The following is an 18,948-nucleotide window of genomic DNA, read 5'->3' as shown; positions in this document are numbered from 1 at the left end:
GCCGCTCAGCGGCACAGGGAATTCCTAATCCGGCACGCGGTGATAGGTGAAGCCCGGGGGCGGGCTGTGTCAGGCCTTTGAATTCCGCTCGGTGAGGACGCGGGGTCCGGCCTCCGTGATCGCCACCGTGTGCTCCGCGTGGGCCGCGCGGGAGCCGTCGTTCGTGCGCAGGGTCCAGCCGTCGGGGGCCGCGTGGTAGCCGTCCCCGCCGCCGCCGATCAGCATGGGCTCGATCGCGATGACCAGACCCCGCCGCAGGGGCATGCCCCGGCCGGGGCGCCCCTCGTTCGGCACCCCCGGGTCCTCGTGCATACGGCGGCCGATGCCGTGTCCGCCGAAGTCCTCCGGGATGCCGTAGCCGGCCTCCCGGCACACCCGGCCGATCGCGTGCGCGATGTCGCCGATGCGGTTGCCGATCACGGCGGCCGCGATGCCCGCCGCCAGCGCCCGCTCGGCGGTCTCGACGAGCCGGGTGTCCGCCGGGCGCGGTCTCCCGACCGTGAAGCTGATCGCCGAGTCGCCGACCCAGCCGTCCAGTTCTGCGCCGCAGTCGATGGAGACCAGGTCGCCGTCGCGCAGCCGGTACGCGGTCGGGATGCCGTGCACGATCGCGTCGTTCACGGAGGCGCAGACGACGGCGGGGAACGGGGTGGGCGCGAACGAGGGTCGGTATCCGAGGAAGGGGGAGGAGGCGCCGGCCTCGCGGAGCACCCCCCGGGCCACCTCGTCCAGTTCCAGCAGCGAGACGCCGACGTCGGCGGCCTCCCGTACGGCTGTCAGTGCCCGTCCTACGACCTGCCCGGCCGCGTACATGGCGTCGATCGATGCGTCTGTCTTCAGTTCCACCATGCCAATTAATATACCGGTTTACTCGACCGGGTTAGAATGACGGCATGGTGCGCACCCCCCTCACCCCGGAAGAGCGTGAACGCGGCGAGCGGCTCGGCGGGCTGCTGCGCGAGGCGCGCGGTGCCCGGAGCATGACGGAGGTGGCCGCCGAGGCGGGCATCTCGGCCGAGACCCTCCGCAAGATCGAGACCGGGCGGGCCCCGACCCCCGCGTTCTTCACCGTCGCCGCCCTCGCCCGCGCGCTCGGCCTGTCGATGGACGACCTGGTGGCGCGGTGCGCCCTCGTCCCCGCCTGACGCTCGTCGGCCGGCGCCGGCCGACGAGCGCGCTCTGCGCGCCTCCTGAAAACTCCCCGTAGCAGCCCCGTAACACGCCTGGTGTTGCCTACAGAACCGGAGTGTTCCGGTCTGGCGGGAGTTGGGCGATGACTGTGGATCAACTCCCGGGCCAGGTGCGGGAGTTCGCGAACTACCTGAACGGTCTGCTGGCGCGCCTGGACCACGGCGGCGGCTGGTGCGCCGTGTTCTGGCAGCGTGACCCCGACGGCATGCGGGCCTGCCTCGACGGACACGAGGTGCCGCCCTGGGACATCGTGGCGGCGCTCCTCCAGGACCTCGCCACCGGCTACGGTCCCGAGGCCGTCGTACCCGAGGCGGAGCGGGCCCGGCCCCTGCACGCGGACGCCCTCGCCGCGTACGACGCCCGGCCGGGCGCCCGGGACGACCTGAGCGACCGCCTCGACGTCATGCTCCGCGAACAGCGCTACGCCGCCGAACGGCTGGCCCAGCTGGGCCGCGCACTCGGCTCCGCGCGCTCCAGGGAGGAGGCCGAGTCGCTGAACCTCGACCTCGCCTGGGCCCGCGACGACCACGAACGGGCGTCCGCCCGGTGCGCCGAACTCCGCTCCCGCCTGTCCCGGCTGGACGCAGGACCGACGGCCGCACAGTGGGCCGGGGGAGGGGCCGCCGGGGACGCGCCGCACGGCGGTGAGCCGCGCGGCGGTGGGTCGCGCGGCGACGACGCCGGTGCCTCGTACACCGAGAACGCGGGCGTGCGGTACGCCGAGAACGTAGGCGTGCGGTACGCCGAGAACATGGGCCGGCGGCTTGCCGGAGACGTGGGGCAGCCGTCTGCCGAGGGCCTGGGTGAGCCGTTTGCCGAGGGCCTGGATGAGCCGCTTGCCGGGGACGTGGGTGGGTCGCCGGCCGGAGACGCCGGTGGGCGGTTCACCGATGGTGCCGGGCCCGGAGGTGGGGACGGTTCCGGCGCCGCGGTGCCCGCGCCCGTCCCTGCCAAGCAGCGCAAGCGGCGGCGAGGCAGTGCCCGGTTCGCCGGGATGTCCGTCGACGAGGCCGCGCCCTCCGTCGTACCGCGGACGCCCGCGCCTCCCGGTCCGGCCGACGACCGGCGCAGGCCGCGCGGCGCCCGGTTCGCCGGGGGCGCCGAGGCGGAGGCGCGGCCGGAGCCGGCGCAGGCGCCGCCCGACGAGGATGCCGGGCAGGCCGTGGCCGGGGCCGTCGAGCTGCTGGTACGGCTGCGCGCGGAGGGCCGCAGCGGCGAGGCGCACGCGCTGCTCGCCGAGATCGCGCAGTGGCCCGCCCCACGGCTCCCGCCGCTCGCGGACGCGCTCCGGACGGCCGGCCTCGACGCCGACTGGGCCACGCTGCTCTGGGAGGCGGCCTCACTGCCGCCCGCCCGCCTCGTGACGGTCGCCGACGCCCTCGCCGGCGCGGGCAGGACCGAGGACGCCCGGCAGATCCTGCGCCAGGGCGTGGTCCGTCCCGCGACCGAGATCGGCGCGGCCGTCCTCGCCCTGGACACGGCGGGCCGCCACCGCGAGGCAAATGCCCTGCTGGACACCTACGTCCAGGTCCGCACCCCGGAGGAGGCCGCACGGTGCGCGGAACCGGATCCGCGGCGCCTGGTCCCGCTGCTCCTCGGCTCGGCACAGGCGGTCTCGGACCAGCGCCACTGGGATCTGCTGCACGCGCTCAGGGTGGCGGGCTTCGCGTCCTGACCGGCGTGGCCGGGACGCGCCTCGCTCCTCCACCAGGGTAGGAAACACGATCGACTCCGCGGCTTGACGACGATGGTCTTGGCAAGGACTCCGAGGAGGCTTACTTTCGACCCTCTACGGGCGTAGAAGGAGCAGCTCATGGCCAACGTCGTACGCGCCGCCCTGGTCCAGGCGACCTGGACCGGCGACACCGAGTCCATGGTGGCGAAACACGAGGCGCACGCCCGTGAGGCGGCCCGCCGGGGCGCGAAGATCATCGGATTTCAGGAAGTCTTCAACGCCCCCTACTTCTGCCAGGTCCAGGAACCCGAGCACTACCGCTGGGCCGAACCGGTCCCGGACGGCCCGACCGTCCGCCGGATGCGGGAACTCGCCCGCGAGACCGGCATGGTGATCGTCGTCCCCGTCTTCGAGGTCGAGCAGTCCGGCTTCTACTACAACACCGCCGCCGTGATCGACGCCGACGGCAGCTACCTCGGCAAGTACCGCAAGCACCACATCCCGCAGGTCAAGGGCTTCTGGGAGAAGTACTACTTCAAACCGGGGAACCTGGGCTGGCCGGTCTTCGACACCGCCGTCGGCAAGGTCGGCGTGTACATCTGCTACGACCGCCACTTCCCCGAGGGCTGGCGGGAACTCGGCCTCGGCGGAGCCCAGTTGGTGTACAACCCGTCGGCCACCCACCGCGGACTCTCGTCGTACCTCTGGCGGCTGGAGCAGCCGGCCGCGGCCGTCGCCAACGAGTACTTCGTCGCCGCCATCAACCGGGTGGGCCAGGAGGAGTACGGGGACAACGATTTCTACGGGACAAGCTATTTCGTCGATCCACGTGGGCAGTTCGTGGGGGAGGTCGCGAGCGACGAGGGCGAGGAACTCGTCGTCCGTGACCTCGACTTCGACCTGATCGACGAGGTGCGGCAGCAGTGGGCCTTCTACCGCGACCGCCGTCCCGACGCCTACGAAGGGCTGGTACAGCCGTGAACGACCTCTTCGCCCGCCATCGCCAGGTCCTGCCCGACTGGCTGGCCCTCTACTACGACGAGCCGCTGGAGATCACACACGGCGAGGGCCGGCACGTCTGGGACGCGAACGGCAACCGCTACCTCGACTTCTTCGGCGGCATCCTCACCACGATGACCGCGCACGCGCTGCCCGAGGTGACGAAGGCGGTGAGTGAGCAGGCCGGCCGGATCATCCACTCCTCCACGCTCTACCTCAACCGCCCCATGGTCGAACTGGCTGAGCGCATCGCCCAGTTGAGCGGGATCCCGGACGCCCGGGTGTTCTTCACGACGTCCGGCACCGAGGCCAACGACACGGCCCTGCTGCTGGCGACGACGTACCGCCGGACGAACACGATCCTGGCGATGCGCAACAGCTACCACGGCCGTTCCTTCAGCTCGGTCGGCATCACCGGCAACAAGGGCTGGTCCCCGACCTCGCTGTCGCCGCTCCAGACGCTGTACGTCCACGGCGGCGTCCGCACCCGGGGGCCGTTCGCCGAGCTGAACGACCGTGACTTCATCGCGGCCTGCGTGGCCGACCTGCGCGACCTGCTCGGCCACACCCGCGCGCCGGCCGCGCTGATCGCCGAACCGATCCAGGGCGTCGGCGGCTTCACCTCCCCGCCCGACGGGCTGTACGCGGCCTTCCGCAAGGTGCTCCAGGAACAGGGCATCCTCTGGATCGCCGACGAAGTGCAGACCGGCTGGGGGCGCACCGGCGAGCACTTCTGGGGCTGGCAGGCGCACGGGCAGAGCGGCCCGCCGGACATCCTCACCTTCGCCAAGGGCATCGGCAACGGCATGTCCATCGGAGGTGTGGTGGCCCGCTCCGAGATCATGAACTGCCTGGACTCCAACAGCATCTCGACGTTCGGCGGCACCCAGATCACCATGGCGGCGGGCCTCGCCAACCTGTCGTACCTCCTGGAACACGACCTCCAGGGCAACGCCCGCCGGGTCGGCGGGCTGCTCATCGAACGCCTGCGGGCGGTCGCCGCCCAGCTGCCCGGGGTACGGGAGGTACGGGGGCGCGGTCTGATGCTGGGCGTCGAACTGGTCAAGCCCGGCACGGACGAGGCCGACCCCAAGTCGGCCGCGGCGGTCCTGGAGGCGGCCCGGGAAGGCGGCCTCCTGATCGGCAAGGGCGGCGGCCACAACACCAGCGCGCTGCGCATCGCACCCCCGCTTTCCCTGACGGTGGCGGAGGCGGAGGAGGGCGCGGCCATCCTGGAGCAGGCACTGAGGAGTGCCTACTAGGCGCTGCCGGCAGCGCTGAGACACGTCGTATGTCAACTGCGGGCCGGTGAGGGTTGGTCGCGCAGTTCCCGCGCCCCTTACGGGGCCTCAGGCAGCGCCCCTGCAAGGGGCGCGGGGAACTGCGCGACCAGCCACGACGGCGCCGCAGTCGGCACACGCACCGAACCCGACCAAGGGATCACGCAAGATGACCGCCACTTGGGAGCCCGTTGGGACAACCGACCCCATCCTCTCGGTCCGCCAGATCCTCGCCCTGGAAAGGGTCCTCGCCGGTGACCCCGAGGTGGTCGCCGGCACCGCCCATCTCGACCGCCCCGTCCGCTGGGTGCACGTCGCCGAGGCCCCCGACGTCGGCGTCATGCTCAGCGGCGGCGAGATGGTCCTGACCACCGGCGTCCTGCTCGCCGGCGACGAGCACAAACAGGCCGAGTACATCCAGTCCCTGTACCGGGCCGAGGCCGCCGCGGTGGTCCTCGGCCTCGGCCGTGCCTTCCCGGCGACCCCGGACGCGATGCGCCGCGCGGCGGACCGCTGCGGCCTCCCCCTGGTGGTCCTGCACCGCCCCTTCCCCTTCGCCGAGCTCACGGAGGAGGTCCAGTCCCGGCTGGTGCGCCGGAAGTTCGCCGCCGTCAGCCTCTCCGAGTCCGTGCGGACCGCCCTCACCGGTCTCATCACGGCCGACGCCCCCCTCCAGCGGCTCCTCGACGAAGTCGCCGTGCACAGCGCCTGCCCGGTCGTCGTCACGAACCTCGCGCACCGGGTGCTGGCCACCGCGGGGGAGCGGTCCGCGGTCGACGACGTGCTGCGCGACTGGGAGCGCATCGCACGGCAGGCCGGCGGCGCCGAGGGCGACGGCTGGATCCGCGCCGAACTGGCCGGCCGCGGCGAACGCTGGGGCCGGCTCATGCTCTGCGGCTACCGGGGCGACGCCGTCACCGGACGCCTGCTGGCCGACCGCGGCGCCGAGGCCCTCGTCCTGCACCGGATGCTCGGCGGCGGCTCCGCGCACAGCTGGGAGGAGCAGTCCGCGCAGAGCCTGCTCACCGACCTGGTCTCCGGGGTCGTACCCGCGCGCCAACTGCTGCCCAGGGCAAGGGCGGCGGGCCTGCCGGTCAACCGGCGCACCTTCGTGCCGCTCGTCGTACGCGACTGCGACCCCGCCCGGCTGGAGCGGACCCTGCGCCTGCTGGGTCTGCCCGGACTCGTCGCCGAACTCACCGAACACGTCACCGCCGTGCTCCTCAGCCTCGCCCGCGACCAGGACGCCGACGCCCTCGCCGCGCACTTCGCCACCCGGCTGCACGGCGAGGCACCCCCGGACGCCACGGTGGTCGCCGCCGCGGGCCCCTGCATCGCCTGGGACGACGTGCCCGCCGGTCTGCGCGAGGCCCAGCACGTGGCCGACGCGGTCGCCGACACGACCACCGGCCTCGACCTCCCTGCGGTCGTACGGCTCAAGGACGTGCACCTGCGGGGCCTGATCCGGCTGCTGCGGGACGACCCGCACGTCCAGTTCTTCGCCGAGCGGGAGCTGGACGGGCTGCTCTGCGCCAACGGCACCGGCACCGGCACCGGCACCGGCCAGGACCTGCTCGACGTGTTGCGGACCTATCTCGCCACCGGCCGCAACAAGTCCCGGACCGCCCAGCTCCACCATGTCTCCCGGCCCGCCCTGTACCGCAGGCTGGAGGCGATACAGACCCGGCTCGGCGTCGATCTCGACGACTTCGAGCAGGCGGCCTCCGTGCACATCGCACTCCTCGCACATGACGCGCAACAGCAGTGAAACACACGACGACCTGGGAAAACGGCGGTGAAACATGAGCCAGCGACAGCGTGACACGGTGGCACGCCGACCGCCCGCAGACGTGACACGGTGGCAGTCGAAGGCCGCTCGCGGACTTCCTAGGCTCCTCGCACCGAGCGACGCACCCCCGAGCTACCGGAGGTCCCGATGAGCCGAGTGATCCGTGCCGCCCTCTTCCAGACCGCCTGGACCGGCGACAAGGAATCGATGATCCAGGTCCACGAGCAGGCGGCCCGCGACGCGGCCGCGCAGGGCGCCCAGGTCCTCTGCTTCCAGGAACTGTTCTACGGCCCCTACTTCTGCCAGGTGCAGGACAAGGCGTTCTACGAGTACGCCGAACAGGTCCCGGAGGGCCCGGTCGTCCAGCGCTTCCAGGCCCTCGCCCGCGAACTGGGCCTCGTCCTGATCCTGCCGGTGTACGAGGAGGAGCAGCCCGGCGTCCTCTACAACACCGCGGCCGTGATCGACGCCGACGGCTCCTACCTCGGCAAGTACCGCAAGCACCACATCCCCCAGGTCCCCGGATTCTGGGAGAAGTTCTACTTCCGCCCCGGCAACGCCGGCTGGCCGGTCTTCGAGACGGCCGTCGGGAAGATCGGCGTCTACATCTGCTACGACCGCCACTTCCCCGAGGGCTGGCGGGCGTTGGGTCTCGCCGGCGCCGAGATCGTCTTCAACCCGTCGGCCACCTCGCGCGGACTCTCCCGCTACCTCTGGCAGTTGGAGCAGCCGGCGGCGGCCGTCGCCAACGAGTACTTCGTCGGCGCGATCAACCGGGTCGGCGTGGAGGACCTGGGCGACAACGACTTCTACGGGACCTCGTACTTCGTGGACCCGGAGGGCCAGTTCGCCGGCGAGGTGGCCTCCGACAAGGAGACCGAACTCGTCGTCCGCGACCTGGACCTGGCCAAGCTGCGCGAGGTCCGCGACCGCTGGCAGTTCTTCCGCGACCGCCGCCCGGACGCGTACGGCCCCCTGACGGCACCGTAAAGGCAGACGGCGCCATTCGCGCCCCAAAGGGGCGCGGGGAACTGCGCGACCAGCCACATCGGACCCGCACCCGCCCACGAAGGAGAGGACCCCCATGACCACCGGCCGCACCCTCATCCGCGGCGGACTCGTCATCACCGCGTCCGACGAGATCCACGCCGACGTCCTGATCGAGGACGGCCGCATCGCCGCCCTCGCCGCCTCCGGAACGCCCGCCGCCGAGGCCTTCACCGCCGAACGCACCCTCGACGCCACCGGCAAGTACGTCATCCCGGGCGGCGTCGACGCCCACACCCACATGGAGCTGCCGTTCGGCGGCACCTTCGCCTCCGACACCTTCGAGACCGGCACCCGTGCCGCCGCCTGGGGCGGCACCACCACCATCGTCGACTTCGCCGTGCAGAGCGTCGGCCACAGCCTGCGCGAGGGCCTCGACACCTGGCACGCCAAGGCCGAGGGCAACTGCGCCATCGACTACGGCTTCCACATGATCGTCTCCGATGTGAACCAGGAGACGCTGAAGGAGATGGACCTGCTGGTGGAGGAGGGGGTGACCTCCTTCAAGCAGTTCATGGCCTACCCCGGTGTCTTCTACTCCGACGACGGCCAGATCCTGCGCGCCATGCAGCGCTCGGCAGAGAACGGCGGCCTGATCATGATGCACGCCGAGAACGGCATCGCCATCGACGTGCTGGTGGAACAGGCACTGGCACGCGGCGAGACCGATCCGCGGTACCACGGCGAGGTGCGCAAGGCGCTGCTCGAAGCCGAGGCCACGCACCGGGCCATCAAGCTCGCGCAGGTCGCCGGCGCCCCACTGTACGTCGTGCACGTCTCGGCGATGGAGGCGGTCGCCGAACTGGCCCGCGCCCGCGACGAGGGGCTTCCGGTCTTCGGCGAGACCTGTCCGCAGTACCTCTTCCTCTCCACGGACAACCTCGCCGAACCCGGCTTCGAGGGCTCGAAGTACGTGTGCAGCACGCCCCTTCGGCCCAAGGAGCACCAGGCCAAGCTCTGGCAGGGGCTCAGGACCGACGACCTCCAGGTGGTCTCCACCGACCACTGCCCCTTCTGCTTCGTCGGCCAGAAGGAACTGGGCCGCGGCGACTTCTCGAAGATCCCCAACGGCCTGCCCGGCGTGGAGAACCGGATGGACCTGCTCCACCAGGCCGTCGTCGACGGCCACATCTCCCGCCGCCGCTGGATCGAGATCGCCTGCGCCAACCCGGCCCGGATGTTCGGGATGTACCCGAAGAAGGGCACCATCACCCCGGGCGCCGACGCCGACGTCGTGATCTACGACCCGCACGCCGAGCAGACCGTCTCCGCCGAGACCCACCACATGAACGTCGACTACTCGGCGTACGAGGGCAGGCGGCTCACCGGCCGGGTCGAGACCGTCCTCTCGCGCGGCGAACCCGTCATCACCGAGCGGGAGTACACCGGACACGCCGGGCACGGCGTCTACACCCCGCGCTCCACCTGTCAGTACCTCAACTAGGAGTGGCGCCGATGGACTTCGGACTCGTCCTGCAGACCGACCCGCCCGCCTCCCGTGTCATCAGCCTGATGAAACGGGCCGAACGCAACGGCTTCTCGTACGGCTGGACCTTCGACTCCGCCGTGCTCTGGCAGGAGCCGTTCGTGATCTACAGCCAGATCCTCGCCAACACCACCAAGCTGACGGTCGGGCCCATGGTCACCAACCCCGGCACCCGCACCTGGGAGGTCACCGCCTCCACCTTCGCCACCCTCAACGACATGTTCGGCAACAGAACCGTCTGCGGTATCGGCCGCGGCGACTCCGCGATGCGGGTGGCGGGCCGCAAACCCAACACGCTCGCCCGGATCAGCGAGGCCATGAAGGTGATCCGCGCCCTCGGCAGCGGCGGCGAGGCCGACTTCGGGGACGGCACCGTGATCAGGTTCCCCTGGATCAAGCCGGGTGCCGAACTTCCCGTCTGGATGGCCGCGTACGGGCCGAAGGCCCTGAAGATGACCGGCGAGGAGGCCGACGGCTTCATCCTCCAGCTCTCCGACCTCTACCTCACCGAGTACATGGTGAAGGCGGTGAAGGACGCGGCCGTCGCCGTCGGCCGCGATCCCTCCGAGGTGAGGATCTGCGTCGCCGCCCCCGCGTACGTCACCGAGGACGACTCCCCCGAGGCCCTCGCGCACGCCCGCGACCAGTGCCGCTGGTTCGGCGGCATGGTCGGCAACCACGTCGCCGACCTGGTCGCGAAGTACGGCGCGCACTCCGCCGCCGTTCCCGACGAACTCACCGACTACATCAAGGCCCGCCAGGGGTACGACTACTCCCACCACGGACGCAGCGGCAACCCCGACACCGAGTTCGTGCCCGACGAGATCGTGGACCGCTTCTGCGTCATCGGGCCGGTGGAGAAGCACATCGAGAAGCTGACCGCGCTGCGCGAACTGGGCGTGGACCAGTTCGCCGTCTACGACATGCACGACGCGCAGGAGGCCACCATCGACGCGTACGGGACGAAGGTCATCCCCGCCGTCAACGGTTAGCCGCCCCCGCCATCGGTCTCCCCCTTCCCGCCGTCCCGGGGAGGGGGTCAGGGCGCACCCCACTCGCGTACCCCCCAGCCCGCCCGCACGGCCTCTCCCGTCCCACCTCACCCCGATTGGCCTGCCCATGACCGACACCGCTCCCTCCGCCATACCCCTGTCCGGTCAAGTCGCCCTTCCCGACGGGCGCGTCGAGCTCACCCCGGACGCCCCGCCGCCGAGCGGTCCGTACGCCAACGAGGACCTGTTGCCGGTCCCCGTCGCCAAGCGCACCTGGACCACGTACAACTTCTCCGCGCTGTGGGTCGGCATGGCCCACAACACGGCGTCCTGGACCCTGGCCTCCGGGCTGATCGCGGTCGGCATGGACTGGAAACAGGCCGTGTTCACCATCGCCCTGGCCAACCTGATCGTCCTCGTCCCGATGCTCCTCACCGGGCACGCCGGACCCAAGTACGGCATCCCCTTCCCGGTCTTCGCCCGCGCCTCCTTCGGCGTCCGCGGCGCCAACCTGCCCGCCGTCGTGAGGGCGTTGGTGGCCTGCGGCTGGTTCGGCATCCAGACCTGGATCGGCGGCGAGGCGATCTTCTTCCTCGCCGGCAAGCTGATTGGCGACAGCTGGGCGAACGCCTCGCACATCGGCGGCTACGCCTGGACGATGTGGCTGTCGTTCGCGATCTTCTGGGTGCTCCAGGTCGCGATCATCTACCGGGGCATGGACACCATCCGGCGCTTCGAGAACTGGGCCGCGCCCTTCGTCCTGGTCGGCGCCTTCGTGATGCTGATCTGGATGAGCGACAAGGCCGGCGGCCTCGGCCCGCTCTTCGACCAGCCGTCCAAGCTCGGCTGGGGCGGCGACTTCTGGAAGCTGTTCTGGCCCTCGCTGATGGGCATGATCGGCTTCTGGTCCACGTTGTCGCTGAACATCCCCGACTTCACCCGCTACGGCAAGTCGCAGCGAGCCCAGACCCGCGGCCAGGCCCTGGGCCTGCCGACCACCATGACGCTCTTCGCGTTCCTCTCGGTCCTGGTGACCTCGGGTTCCCAGGCCGTCTACGGGCAGCCGATCTGGGACCCGGTCCAGCTGGCCGCCAAGACGGACAACGTGGTCGGCCTGCTCTACGCCCTGGTCACGGTCCTCGTCGCGACGCTCTCCGTGAACATCGCGGCCAACCTGGTGTCGCCCGCCTTCGACTTCTCCAACATCGCGCCCCGGAAGATCAGTTTCCGCACCGGCGCCCTGATCACCTCGGTCCTCGCGGTGCTGATCTTCCCGTGGAAGCTGTACTCCGACCCGCAGGGCTACATCTTCACCTGGCTCGGGCTGGTCGGCGGTCTGCTCGGCACAGTGGCCGGCATCCTCATCGCCGACTACTGGCTGCTCCGCCGTACCCGCCTCGACCTGACCGACCTGTACCGCTCCGGCGGCCGGTACTGGTACGACGGCGGCTGGAACTGGCGGGCGGTGGCGGCCTTCCTGGCCGGCGGCGTGCTCGCGATCGGCGGGGCCAGCTTCAAGCCGCTGATCGACGGCCGGCCGATCCCCGCGCTGTCCTCGCTCGCCGACTACGGCTGGGCGGTCGGCCTCGGCACGTCCCTGGTGCTGTACCTGGGCCTGACCCGGCTGGTGCCGCCCAAGGAGGCATGACGCGTGCGGGGGCAGCTGGTGGCTACTGGCTGCCCCTCAGCGCGGTCACCGCGCTCTTGGCGGCCTTGATGGCGCCCTTGTTGATCTCGTCCGTGTCCGGCGCCTTCTTGTTCTCGAAGTCGCTGCCGTTGTAGGTGACGATCACCAGCGCGTTGGACACCTGGGCCATCACCACGCCCTCGCGGGTCTGCTGCTTGTCCTCGGTGGTGAGGTTCACGACCGAGTACCCGTTGTCCCCGAGTCCCGGCACCGCCCCGCCGCCGCTCTTCTCGGCGACCCGGGACCGGTACTCCTTCGCGGCCGCCGCGTCCGTGTCCATGATCTCGAAGGAGACGTCGAGCCAGCGGTAGTCGTACCCCTTGAGCGCGTTCCAGGAGCAGGTGCGGCGCAGCTTGGTGTCCGTGGAGGGGATCTCCTTGCCGGCCGTCTTCGCGCCGGGCACCAGCGACTTGATGGTGGCCACCGGGATGGACCCGCAGGGGGCCGGCGAGGCGGTGTACGTCTTCGTGCCGGCCGCCGTCGTTGCCGAGGACGACGACGAGGTGTCGTCCGTCGACTGGCCGGCCGACTGCTGGGTCGAGGTGTCGCCGGAGGCGCTGGTGGACGTCGTCCGGTCCGGGCCGGACGCCATCGCCCAGCCCGCACAGGCGAGCACGGCGACCGGCGTCAGGCGCGCGGTGAGGGCGAGCGGCAGTGGAAGAGAACGCAAGTCGCACTTCTCGCTGGGGGACGGTGTGCGGAGGAGTCCACACTGCGGACGGGACGCCAGTCTCACACGTGTCCCTGTGGGGTGGAAGTGGAATCGGCGCCTTGCCTGTGAGGCGGGTGCGGAGCCTTGTTGACGGCCTCGCGAGGGCGTCCCCCTACATCCGGAATGTCGTGCGTCCGCGGTCCCTGTACATCCGGAATGTCGTGACTGCGGGGGGCCGTCGAGGGTGACCGGAGTCACCGTCGGGCCCGCCCGGCCCGTGCCCGGCGTGTTCAGTCGCGTGAGTTGCCGAAGAGCAGCCGGTAGCCGATGAGCAGGACCAGCGAGCCGGCGACGGCGGCGCCCCAGGTGTAGAGGTCGAAGAAGTGCTTCTCGACCGGGCGGTCGAGGAAGCGGGCGGAGAGCCAGCCGCCGACGAAGGCGCCCGCGATGCCGATGAGGGTGGTGCCGATCAGGCCGCCCGGGTCGCGGCCGGGCAGCAGGACCTTGGCGATGGCTCCGGCGAGGAGGCCGAGGATGATCCAGCCGATGATGCCCACGTTGGTAGTCCTCCCAGTACGGGGGTGTTGCCTTGCTGAGTTGCCTTGTTGCGCAAGTTTATGAAGGTCGCGGGGAGTCGGCGGTGCCTGCCGCCGAGCCGTGGACGACCTGTCACCCGCTCATGACAATGCGGCGGGAAAAACGGCGGAATCCCGCAGGGCCGTACGGTGCCGGGTGACGGCGCGCCTACACTGAGTGGGCGTCTGTGCCGGGGCTGTGACGGGAGGGAGTGGCTGTGCAGGAGAACGCCGGTGGCTTCATGGAACCCTCCGACGGGGTACTGACGGAGGCAGCCGCGGTGTTCGGGCTGCTCGCCTCGCCGGCCCGGCTGCATCTCATGTGGGCGCTCTCCCAGGGCGAGAGCGATGTGACGTGCCTCGCCGACCGGGTCGGCGGTGCCCTGCCCGCCGTCAGCCAGCACCTGGCGAAGCTCAAGCTGGCCGGGCTTGTGCGCTCCCGCCGCGAGGGACGGCGGCAGATCTACTACGTGGACGATCCGGATATCGTGACGGTGGTGCGGGTGACCGTCGGCCAGCTGACCGCCCGCTCCCGGCAGGTTCCGGCGCCGGTGCGCCGGCTGCGACAGGCAGGTGTCTGAGCGCGCCGGATCGCACGTTCGTATGAGGGGTGACGGACAGGGCGCGCCGGAGGTTCCATGACATCCCTCACCTGTGAATTCGGGCGGCCTTTGTGCTGTCCGGGCTGTGGGTTTGTTAGATTGCGCAATCACGCAACCCAAATGGGCCCGGCCCGCGGCTGCCCGCACCCCGCCGCGGCCGACCGACCGTACCCGCCGACGGACCCGACCGTTCATGGGAGTGGAAGATGACCGACCCGTGGGACGGCCAGGGAGGCCAGGCCACACGCCGCCGCACCGACCGGGTGCCCGGACAGCGTGGCGCCCTGCCCGACGGGACACGGCCCACCGGTGGCCGGGCCGCGGCCCGGCAGGCGGCCAAGTCCCGCGGCGGCAACAGAGGCTCCCGGCGGGCCAGGCCGACTCGGCGCGGAAAGCGGGTGCTGAAGATCGTCGGCCTGTGCACGGCGGTCCTGGTCCTGGTCACCGCGGGCGCGGGCTGGTGGTTCTACCAGCACCTCAACGGCAACATCAACAGCGTCTCCCTCGACGGCAAGGGCGGCAGTGAGAAGGCCGACGCGTTCGGCCGGACCCCGATCAACATCCTGGTGATCGGCTCCGACGGCCGGACCAGCTCGGAGGACTGCAAGCTCGGCGGCGGCTGCAAGAACACCGGCGTCCAGACCGGCAACGGAAACGCGGACGTCGAGATGGTCGTCCACATAGCCGCCGACCGCTCCAACGCCACCGTCATGAGCATCCCCCGCGACACCATGGTCAACGTCCCGGCCTGCAAGGACAGTTCCAGCGGCCAGTCCACCAACGGCTACTACGGCCAGGTCAACAGCGCCCTCGAGTACGGCCCCGCCTGCCAGGTCGACACCATCCACCAGCTCACCGGCATCCCCATCGACCACTTCGTGAAGCTGGACTTCTCCGGCGTGGTCAAGATGTCCGACGCCGTCGGCGGTGTCTCCGTGTGCGTCAACTCCAACGTGTACGACACCTACTCGCACCTGAAGCTGTCCAAGGGCACCCACACCCTCAAGGGCGAGGCGGCGCTGGAGTTCGTCCGCTCCCGGCACGGCTTCGGCGACGGCAGCGACCTCGGCCGTACCGTCTCCCAGCACATCTTCCTCAGCGCGATGATCCGCAAGTTCAAGAGCGCGGGCACGCTCACCGACCCCACCGCCGTCTACAACCTCGCCGACGCGGCCACCAAGGCGCTCACCGTGGACGACGGCCTCGGCAGCGTCAAGAAGCTGATCTCGCTGGCGGCCGACGTGAACAAGGTGCCGACCAAGCGGATGACGTTCACGACCATGCAGACCGCCCCCGACCCGACCAACAGCAACCGCGTCGTGGTGGGCTCGGGTGCCAAGGACCTCTTCGCCACCATGGCCAACGACCAGTCGCTGACCACCGGGTCGGGCAAGAAGTCGTCGGCGGCCGAGGCGACTGCCAAGCCGACGGCCACCGCCGCGGCCGTCCCCGCCGCCCAGATCGCCGTGACCGTCGAGAACGGCACCGACATCACCGGCCGGGCCTCCGCGATCGCCACCCATCTGATCTCGCAGGGCTTCAGCACCAGCACCACCACGGCCAACGCGCCGAGCTCCGCGACCACGACCACGGTGACCTACGGCTCCGGCGACAAGGCCGCGGCCCAGACCGTGGCCAAGGCCCTGGACGTGCCCGGCTCGCACGTCAAGAAGGGCACCGGCACCGGCGTCGTCCTGGTCATCGGCAGCGACTGGACGAGCGGCACCAGCTACCCGGCCACCTCCGGCGACACCAAGGCCGCCGTCTCCAACGCCAACGCCTCGACCGCCGACGACTCCAAGACCTGCGCGAAGGTCAGCCAGTACAGGACGGTCAGCCTCAACGGCGTGCCGATGACCCCGGCCCAGGCGTACGCGGCGGCGCGGAGCAAGCCCGACTCGGACGAGTGAGACGGGTTCCCCGCCGCGGTCGACGGAGATGATCCTGGCAGACCGTCCGGCGGGGGACTGCGCGCGCGACGGCCGTGAAAGCATGTAGCCGCCCGACAGTTCGGGCAGCGCGGCCCCCGGCGGCACCCGTCCGGGCGGCGCGCGGCGGCCGGTCGCGCGAGCAACGAGGTGACAGATGCGGTTCACCACCCGACCCACCCTCCAGGGCACCTTCGGCATGGTGTCGTCCACCCACTGGCTGGCCTCCCAGTCGGCGATGGCGGTCCTGGAGACCGGCGGCAACGCGTACGACGCGGCCGTCGCCGGAGCGTTCGTCCTGCACGTGGTCGAGCCGCACCTCAACGGGCCGGCCGGCGAGGTCCCGATCCTGCTCGCCCCGGCCGGCGGTGAGGTACGCGTGCTGTGCGGGCAGGGCGTGGCCCCGGCCGGCGCCACCGTGGCCCACTACCGGGGGCTCGGCCTGGACCTCGTCCCCGGCACCGGCCCGCTGGCCGCGGCCGTCCCCGGCGCCTTCGACGCCTGGCTGCTGCTGCTCCGCGACCACGGCACCAGATCCCTCGACGACGTCCTGTCGTACGCCATCGGCTACGCCGAGCACGGACACGCGCCCGTGGAGAACGTCGGCGCGACCGTGGCGAGCGTGCGCGAACTGTTCGAGACCGAGTGGACGACGTCGGCGGAGCTCTACCTGCCCGGCGGCCGGCCACCGCGCCCGGGTGAACTGCTGCGCAACCCCGCCCTGGCCGCCACCTGGAGACGGCTGCTCGCCGAGACCGCCGGCGCCGGCGACCGGGAGGCGCGGATCGACGCGGCCCGTGAGGTGTGGCGCGCCGGTTTCATCGCCGAGGCCCTGGTCCGGCAGGCCGGCCGCCCCACCATGGACACCAGCGGCGAACGGCACACCGGCACCCTCACCGCCGCCGACCTGGCCGGCTGGTCCGCGGGCTACGAGAGCCCGGTGTCGTACGACTGGAACGGCTGGACCGTGTGCAAGGCGGGCCCCTGGAGCCAGGGCCCGGCCCTCCTCCAGCAGCTCGCCCTGCTGCCGCCCGAACTGTCAGAGCTGCCGCGGTACGGCTCCGCCGACTACGTGCACCTCCTCGTCGAGGGCTGCAAGCTCGCCATGGCCGACCGGGAGGCCTGGTACGGGGACGCGGCCGAGGTACCACTGGCCGACCTGCTCTCGGACCCGTACAACACCGCCCGGCGGGCGCTGATCGGCGCCAAGGCCTCGGACGAGCTGCGGCCCGGCAGCCCCGGCGGACGCGCGCCGCGCCTGCCCGGCTACGCGCGCGTGGAGGCCGGGGAGGGCGCCGCGTTCGATCCGCTGGGCGCCGGTGAGCCGACGGTCGCGCAGGTCGCCGCCGACGGCACCACCCGGGGCGACACCTGCCACCTGGACGTCGTCGACCGCTGGGGCAACATGGTCGCGGCCACCCCCAGCGGCGGCTGGCTCCAGTCCAACCCCGTCGTCCCCGAACTGGGCTTCCCGCTCGGCACCCGGCTCCAGATGGCCTGGCTGGAGGAGGGCCTGCCCAACTCGCTCACTCCCGGACGGCGGCCCCGCACCACGCTCACGCCGTCGATCGCACTGCGGGACGGGCGCCCGGTGCTGGCCTTCGGCACGCCCGGCGGCGACCAGCAGGACCAGTGGCAGCTGCACTTCTTCCTCGCCGTCGCCCTGCGCGACCCGGTCCGCGGCGGACTCGACCTGCAGGGCGCGATCGACGCCCCGAACTGGCACAACGACAGCTTCCCCAGCTCCTTCTACCCGCGCGGGCGCCGCCCCGGCAGCCTGACCGTCGAGTCGCGGACGGACCCCGGCGTGGTGGCGGAGCTGCGGCGGCGCGGCCACGACGTGACGGTCGGCCCCGGCTGGTCGGAGGGACGGCTGTGCGCGGTGGCGCGGGACCCGGACACCGGGGTGCTCTCCGCGGCGGCCAACCCCCGCGGAATGCAGGGCTACGCGGTGGGACGCTGACGACACGGGGAGCGGCCGGCGGGGCCGACGCCGGGAGCGGACGGCGATGCCGACGCCGGGGTGCCGGGTGGTGGGGGAGGCCGGCCCGGGTGGTGGGCTACCGGCCGGGCGGGTCCGTCCGCCGGCGTTGATCTCGGGCGCCGTCTGTTCCTCCGGATTCCACCGGCCGTACACCCGGGCGGCGGGGATTGTCAGTGGCACGTGCTCTCATGGAGGCATGATCGAAGCAACGGAGACCATCGACGAGTTTCTCCTCCAGCACGCCGTCGACGTAGAGGACGCCATCCGCAAGGCGGCCCGCACCGAGATCCTGCCCCGCTGGCGCCGGCTCGCCGACCACGAGGTCGACCAGAAGGCCGGACCGCACGACCTGGTGACCGACGCCGACCGGCTCGCCGAGCGCTACCTCACCGGGGCCCTCGGCGCCCTGCTGCCCGGCTCCGTCGTGGTCGGCGAGGAGGCCGTGCACGCCGACCCGGAGACCTACGGGGCGCTCCAGGGCGACGCACCGGTGTGGATCGTCGACCCGGTCGACGGCACCCGCCAGTTCGTGCGCGGTGAGGACGGCTTCTGCACCCTGGTCGCGCTCGCCCACCGGGGCGTCCTGCTCGCCTCCTGGACCTACCTGCCCACCCGCGACCAACTCGCCACGGCGGTACGGGGCAAGGGCGCCCACCTCGACGGCGTCCGGCTGCTCTCCGGGTCCCCCGAGAAGGGCCGGGACCTGCGGGTAGCCACCTCGCACCCGGACTACACGACCGACGCGCAGAAGCGCGAGCTGTCCGCCCTGTGGGTCGACGGCGTCGCCCCGCGCCCCTGCGGTTCCGCGGGTCTGGAATACCTCGCCGTCGCCCGGGGGGAGTTGGACGCCACGGCGTTCTCCTGGGAGGCCGCCTGGGACCACGCGGCCGGGTTGCTGCTGGTCGAGGAGGCGGGCGGCGCCCACCTCACCCGGGCCGGCGTGCCGTTCCGTGTCACGGGCGACAACGCGCTGCCGTTCACCGCGGCCCGTGACGCGGCCACCGCCCGCCACGTGGTGGACCTGCTGCAGAACCCGCACTGGTAACCCGCGCGAGGAGAGT

16 protein-coding genes are annotated in these 18,948 nt (G+C 71.6%); 13 read left to right on the top strand and 3 right to left on the bottom strand.

Annotated elements, in window-relative coordinates; genetic code table 11:
• Nucleotides 1–69: 69 nt before the first annotated feature.
• Complete coding sequence (gene map, locus MB828_RS01975; protein ID WP_301646650.1) at nucleotides 70–849, bottom strand: type I methionyl aminopeptidase; 780 nt, start codon at nucleotides 847–849, stop codon at nucleotides 70–72.
• Nucleotides 850–893: 44 nt separating this feature from the next.
• On the opposite strand from map, the gene MB828_RS01970 reads away from it, so the two are divergent.
• The 9 genes from MB828_RS01970 (at nucleotide 894) to MB828_RS01930 (ending at nucleotide 12,107) form a co-directional block, all read left to right on the top strand.
• Complete coding sequence (locus tag MB828_RS01970) at nucleotides 894–1,145, top strand: helix-turn-helix domain-containing protein (RefSeq protein WP_046733830.1); 252 nt, start codon at nucleotides 894–896, stop codon at nucleotides 1,143–1,145.
• Between the two features lie 128 nt (nucleotides 1,146–1,273).
• Nucleotides 1,274–2,866 carry a hypothetical protein gene (locus tag MB828_RS01965; protein WP_301646649.1) on the top strand — a complete coding sequence of 531 codons (1,593 nt, stop codon included), beginning with the start codon at nucleotides 1,274–1,276 and terminating at the stop codon, nucleotides 2,864–2,866.
• Nucleotides 2,867–3,004: 138 nt separating this feature from the next.
• The gene (locus MB828_RS01960) at nucleotides 3,005–3,847 is read left to right on the top strand and encodes a nitrilase-related carbon-nitrogen hydrolase (protein WP_133026285.1); all 843 of its coding nucleotides are present in this window, start codon (nucleotides 3,005–3,007) and stop codon (nucleotides 3,845–3,847) included.
• Complete coding sequence (locus MB828_RS01955; protein ID WP_301646648.1) at nucleotides 3,844–5,127, top strand: aspartate aminotransferase family protein; 1,284 nt, start codon at nucleotides 3,844–3,846, stop codon at nucleotides 5,125–5,127. The genes MB828_RS01960 and MB828_RS01955 overlap by 4 nt, the downstream gene beginning before the upstream one ends.
• 187 nt (nucleotides 5,128–5,314) lie before the next feature.
• The gene (locus tag MB828_RS01950) at nucleotides 5,315–6,913 is read left to right on the top strand and encodes a PucR family transcriptional regulator (RefSeq protein WP_301646647.1); all 1,599 of its coding nucleotides are present in this window, start codon (nucleotides 5,315–5,317) and stop codon (nucleotides 6,911–6,913) included.
• A gap of 168 nt (nucleotides 6,914–7,081) precedes the next feature.
• Nucleotides 7,082–7,924: a nitrilase-related carbon-nitrogen hydrolase gene (locus tag MB828_RS01945; protein ID WP_133026282.1), complete on the top strand. Its 843-nt coding sequence runs from the start codon at nucleotides 7,082–7,084 to the stop codon at nucleotides 7,922–7,924.
• 94 nt (nucleotides 7,925–8,018) lie between these two features.
• Nucleotides 8,019–9,425: a dihydropyrimidinase gene (gene hydA, locus MB828_RS01940; RefSeq protein ID WP_301646646.1), complete on the top strand. Its 1,407-nt coding sequence runs from the start codon at nucleotides 8,019–8,021 to the stop codon at nucleotides 9,423–9,425.
• An 11-nt stretch (nucleotides 9,426–9,436) separates the two neighbouring features.
• Nucleotides 9,437–10,459: a TIGR03842 family LLM class F420-dependent oxidoreductase gene (locus MB828_RS01935; protein ID WP_133026280.1), complete on the top strand. Its 1,023-nt coding sequence runs from the start codon at nucleotides 9,437–9,439 to the stop codon at nucleotides 10,457–10,459.
• Between the two features lie 127 nt (nucleotides 10,460–10,586).
• The gene (locus tag MB828_RS01930; protein ID WP_133026279.1) at nucleotides 10,587–12,107 is read left to right on the top strand and encodes an NCS1 family nucleobase:cation symporter-1; all 1,521 of its coding nucleotides are present in this window, start codon (nucleotides 10,587–10,589) and stop codon (nucleotides 12,105–12,107) included.
• 22 nt (nucleotides 12,108–12,129) lie between these two features.
• On the opposite strand, the gene MB828_RS01925 is transcribed toward MB828_RS01930, so the two are convergent.
• On the bottom strand, nucleotides 12,130–12,816 hold the full coding sequence (locus tag MB828_RS01925; RefSeq protein ID WP_133026278.1) for a hypothetical protein: 687 nt from the start codon (nucleotides 12,814–12,816) through the stop codon (nucleotides 12,130–12,132).
• Between the two features lie 272 nt (nucleotides 12,817–13,088).
• Nucleotides 13,089–13,355: a GlsB/YeaQ/YmgE family stress response membrane protein gene (locus MB828_RS01920; RefSeq protein WP_133026277.1), complete on the bottom strand. Its 267-nt coding sequence runs from the start codon at nucleotides 13,353–13,355 to the stop codon at nucleotides 13,089–13,091.
• A gap of 260 nt (nucleotides 13,356–13,615) precedes the next feature.
• Between MB828_RS01920 and MB828_RS01915 the strand changes: the two genes are divergently transcribed.
• From MB828_RS01915 to MB828_RS01900, 4 genes are all read left to right on the top strand, one after another.
• Nucleotides 13,616–13,954, top strand: a complete 339-nt coding sequence (locus MB828_RS01915) for an ArsR/SmtB family transcription factor (protein ID WP_420855496.1) — start codon at nucleotides 13,616–13,618, stop codon at nucleotides 13,952–13,954.
• A 227-nt stretch (nucleotides 13,955–14,181) separates the two neighbouring features.
• Nucleotides 14,182–15,885 carry an LCP family protein gene (locus tag MB828_RS01910; protein WP_301646645.1) on the top strand — a complete coding sequence of 568 codons (1,704 nt, stop codon included), beginning with the start codon at nucleotides 14,182–14,184 and terminating at the stop codon, nucleotides 15,883–15,885.
• Nucleotides 15,886–16,060: 175 nt separating this feature from the next.
• Nucleotides 16,061–17,866: a gamma-glutamyltransferase family protein gene (locus MB828_RS01905; protein ID WP_301646644.1), complete on the top strand. Its 1,806-nt coding sequence runs from the start codon at nucleotides 16,061–16,063 to the stop codon at nucleotides 17,864–17,866.
• A 217-nt stretch (nucleotides 17,867–18,083) separates the two neighbouring features.
• Nucleotides 18,084–18,932, top strand: coding sequence for an inositol monophosphatase family protein (locus MB828_RS01900; RefSeq protein ID WP_301646643.1), 849 nt, complete (start codon nucleotides 18,084–18,086; stop codon nucleotides 18,930–18,932).
• Nucleotides 18,933–18,948 lie beyond the last annotated feature (16 nt).

Source organism: Streptomyces arenae (assembly GCF_022343545.1).
Lineage (GTDB): Bacteria > Actinomycetota > Actinomycetes > Streptomycetales > Streptomycetaceae > Streptomyces > Streptomyces humi.
Note: the sequence above shows the minus strand (reverse complement) of the source record. Positions and strands in the feature narration are given on the sequence as shown.

Coding starts and splice junctions, on each gene's coding strand:
- map (WP_301646650.1), bottom strand. CDS start 849: ATGGTGGAACTGAAGACAGACGCATCGATCGACGCCATGTACGCGGCC.
- MB828_RS01970 (WP_046733830.1), top strand. CDS start 894: ATGGTGCGCACCCCCCTCACCCCGGAAGAGCGTGAACGCGGCGAGCGG.
- MB828_RS01965 (WP_301646649.1), top strand. CDS start 1,274: ATGACTGTGGATCAACTCCCGGGCCAGGTGCGGGAGTTCGCGAACTAC.
- MB828_RS01960 (WP_133026285.1), top strand. CDS start 3,005: ATGGCCAACGTCGTACGCGCCGCCCTGGTCCAGGCGACCTGGACCGGC.
- MB828_RS01950 (WP_301646647.1), top strand. CDS start 5,315: ATGACCGCCACTTGGGAGCCCGTTGGGACAACCGACCCCATCCTCTCG.
- MB828_RS01945 (WP_133026282.1), top strand. CDS start 7,082: ATGAGCCGAGTGATCCGTGCCGCCCTCTTCCAGACCGCCTGGACCGGC.
- hydA (WP_301646646.1), top strand. CDS start 8,019: ATGACCACCGGCCGCACCCTCATCCGCGGCGGACTCGTCATCACCGCG.
- MB828_RS01935 (WP_133026280.1), top strand. CDS start 9,437: ATGGACTTCGGACTCGTCCTGCAGACCGACCCGCCCGCCTCCCGTGTC.
- MB828_RS01930 (WP_133026279.1), top strand. CDS start 10,587: ATGACCGACACCGCTCCCTCCGCCATACCCCTGTCCGGTCAAGTCGCC.
- MB828_RS01915 (WP_420855496.1), top strand. CDS start 13,616: ATGGAACCCTCCGACGGGGTACTGACGGAGGCAGCCGCGGTGTTCGGG.
- MB828_RS01910 (WP_301646645.1), top strand. CDS start 14,182: ATGACCGACCCGTGGGACGGCCAGGGAGGCCAGGCCACACGCCGCCGC.
- MB828_RS01905 (WP_301646644.1), top strand. CDS start 16,061: ATGCGGTTCACCACCCGACCCACCCTCCAGGGCACCTTCGGCATGGTG.
- MB828_RS01900 (WP_301646643.1), top strand. CDS start 18,084: ATGATCGAAGCAACGGAGACCATCGACGAGTTTCTCCTCCAGCACGCC.